This window comes from Sulfurirhabdus autotrophica (assembly GCF_004346685.1).
Lineage (GTDB): Bacteria > Pseudomonadota > Gammaproteobacteria > Burkholderiales > SMCO01 > Sulfurirhabdus > Sulfurirhabdus autotrophica.
Map to the genome: position 1 here is coordinate 1 of NZ_SMCO01000048.1, position 2,132 is coordinate 2,132.

Genomic DNA, 2,132 nt, shown 5'->3' on the forward strand with positions numbered 1-2,132 from the left:
TGCTCCAGTGTTTGATTTCTTGCGTCTTCTTTATCCATGCGTTTAAGACAACGGCGAATCAAAAAGTTCAAACTTTATCGTGCCGGATCTATAGTATCCATAAATAACCTCATTTCTCAAATTAGTTTAGCAGATGGTAAATTTCTCTAAAGGCTAATGTGTACTACCTATCCTTCATAGACCGTCATCACCGTGTCACATAGGGACCGAAAAGTAGCAGCAATGAGTCACCTATTCCAAATTTTCAGGGGGGGGCTTTTTCATTTATTGAAGATGAGAAGAAACTATGAACTTCGTTAAAAGGTATCGCCCCCTTTAATTTCCTTTAACTTAAACGGGTTTAAGATCAGAAATAAAAATCCATATACTATTGGGTGTTTCATTATGATTAAGCAACCCCAACTCATCCAAGCTATGATCAAATTTAACCAAAGCTCGTTTCCCTTTATCAGGAAAAGCCGAATGTGCTTTAAATTTTTCACTCACAACGACACCTTGACCACCTACTAATTGCCAGAAGTTCTCTTCCGGAGCCACAGGCTCTAAAGATACCTCAGTGCCATGAAATGTAATCAATTTAACTCGACTACCAAACTCAATAATCTGCTTCATAAATCTCCCAACAAATTATTACTCAGGAAGGTATTTTGGTACATGGCTACCATCCGGCTTTTGCACATCCCAATGAGGGTCATGTGTACCTTTATGACCATCAGGAACAGGCTCCCAATAATCACCGTACTTATCTTTATAGCCTTTCTTGTTTTTATCCCACGGTATTTTTTCCTTATCTTTTTTCTTTTTATTAGGTACGAAATCGGGGTGCGTTGGAGGGGAGTTTTTATCTACAGAGCATTGACTGCCCTTATCATTGGCACTCTCCTGCGCAGCGGTTATTGCTTCAGCTAGTTTTACAGAAGATTCATATGCGCGATACGCACGGTAAGCATTATATACAAGCCTCCCGGTGAAAATTGCTTCACCAATGCAAAGATCCTCAACGCATAACCCAAGTGGATCAACCCAACCAATCGAATTGCTACTAACATAGGTATAAGTATTAATCCACCATTTAGACCATTCAGTTATTTCTTAATTTGAATATGCACAGAGTTCCAAATTCCACCATCAGTCAATAAGATTGATGCATGATTTTCTAGTAGCTGTATTTCCAAATTAGCGTTGTCTTTCCACGTTGCCTCTATATTCTGCTTTCCTCGGACAGTGAACACTTCACCAATCGTAATTACACCTTGAGCATTAGGTTTTTCAATATCACCTGCATTTCTGAGATTCAAATGTGTTACGTAATCAGTTGTGGTTCCACAATTTCGCACATAAACCGTTGCAACATATTTTTTATTTGGCGAGACGATAACATGTTTAACAGTTTCTCCACATAATGAAATCATATCCATACCTTGAAAAAAATGTCGCCCGACAAAAAATACGATACCCAAGAACAATATCAATATAAAAAATATGCCAAATAAAACTTTCTTTATCAATAGACTTTTCATGACATGCCTCTACTTACCAGCATTGAGCATTGCTGCTGCAATAATCTAGCGATTTTTGTATATGATTTGAATAAAAATTTGCAGCAGCGGGCACTAATCCAAGTCCTCTGGGTGAACGTGGTTTACCGTACATTCCAGACATATAGTCATTCCAGCCTTCAGTGATCCAACGTTGATCCTTTGGCTCATCTCCATACGGTGGACCACTGTTAGGATCGCCCCATTTAGGATTGCTTGTCCCGGCAACACACTGCGCTCTTCCAGCTTGTTGCAATATCGTCGGAAGATTAAACAATCCTGATGCAGCAGCCACTACACCAAAATTATAGTTACCGAAATCTTGCAGATCGCTACCGTATTGTTTGTAGTCCCACGCCCCATTATTTTTAACAAGGTTATAGAATTGATATGGACTTGAAATATTTTGTGCTACTAATGCATTCTGCTGTGCAGCACCAGCGCCTATCACGATTGGAACTACTGAGGGTGGTTTCAATCCTGATGGATCAGTAAAGCTAAGCGGATTCCCCCCGACATAGGTATAAGTATTAACGCCCCCCGCCAACCCAATCGGATCACTGGTGGTATACCGCCCCGTCCCCGGATCATAGT

3 protein-coding genes are annotated in these 2,132 nt (G+C 40.2%); all 3 read right to left on the minus strand.

All coding sequences use genetic code 11. From position 1 onward, the window contains the following. Positions 1-330: 330 nt before the first annotated feature. Positions 331-612, minus strand: a complete 282-nt coding sequence (locus tag EDC63_RS18370; protein WP_124946266.1) for a hypothetical protein — start codon at positions 610-612, stop codon at positions 331-333. 473 nt (positions 613-1,085) lie between these two features. Next, the gene (locus EDC63_RS18375; RefSeq protein WP_124946267.1) at positions 1,086-1,520 is read right to left on the minus strand and encodes a DUF5412 family protein; all 435 of its coding nucleotides are present in this window, start codon (positions 1,518-1,520) and stop codon (positions 1,086-1,088) included. A gap of 13 nt (positions 1,521-1,533) precedes the next feature. After that, a partial coding sequence (locus EDC63_RS18380) for an RHS repeat-associated core domain-containing protein (protein ID WP_317615929.1) occupies positions 1,534-2,132 on the minus strand: 599 nt, incomplete at its 5' end.

Excerpts from the sequence above, each read along its gene's own strand:
- EDC63_RS18370 (WP_124946266.1), bottom strand. The coding sequence starts at position 612 with ATGAAGCAGATTATTGAGTTTGGTAGTCGAGTTAAATTGATTACATTT.
- EDC63_RS18375 (WP_124946267.1), bottom strand. The coding sequence starts at position 1,520 with ATGAAAAGTCTATTGATAAAGAAAGTTTTATTTGGCATATTTTTTATA.